Annotated in this window: 2 tRNA genes; both read right to left on the bottom strand. The window is 44.9% G+C overall.

Going from position 1 to position 624, the window contains the following annotated elements:
• Nucleotides 1–248: 248 nt before the first annotated feature.
• Nucleotides 249–324, bottom strand: a tRNA-Ala gene (locus AC1DLM_RS35490).
• A gap of 29 nt (nt 325–353) precedes the next feature.
• Nucleotides 354–430: transfer RNA gene (locus AC1DLM_RS35485), tRNA-Ile, on the bottom strand.
• Nucleotides 431–624 lie beyond the last annotated feature (194 nt).

The following is a 624-nucleotide window of genomic DNA, read 5'->3' as shown; positions in this document are numbered from 1 at the left end:
TTTATAGGGATCTTTGGCCTAAGCCAAAGTCTCTCCTAATTGAAAGAGTTAAAGATTTTTGCGTGACCCTAAGGTCAACACAACCTAAGTTCTTACTTTACGTTTTTGTTTCGTTATCTAGTTTTCAAGGAACAACTTTGTGAYTCAATGATCTTCGCCCTATTTCAGCGGCGAAAGTTATCTTACCACATCTTATTACTGCATTTCAAGTCGAAATTTCTTGGAAATTCCTGTCTTAAAATGTGTTTTGGTGGAGCCAAGCGGGATCGAACCGCTGACCTCCTGCTTGCAAGGCAGGCGCTCTCCCAGCTGAGCTATGGCCCCAAAATGGGTTACTTCATTATGAAGTTAAATGGTGGGCCCTAGTGGACTCGAACCACCGACCTCACCCTTATCAGGGGTGCGCTCTAACCAGCTGAGCTAAGGGCCCTCAAAGATTTGCTTTAGCAAAACTTACTTCGTAAGCGTTACTAATTAGGGAAACTTTCCATAATAAAAACCCACCTACAAGCTTTCGAAGCTTTCTCCGAAAGCTTGCCATGGGTATCGCTTGGCAACGTTCTACTCTCCCAGAACCCTGCGGTTCAAGTACCATCGACGCTGGAAGGCTTAACGGTCGTGTTC

The organism is Paenibacillus sp. 01T442 (assembly GCF_056398345.1).
This window is presented reverse-complemented; position numbering and strand designations above follow the sequence as displayed.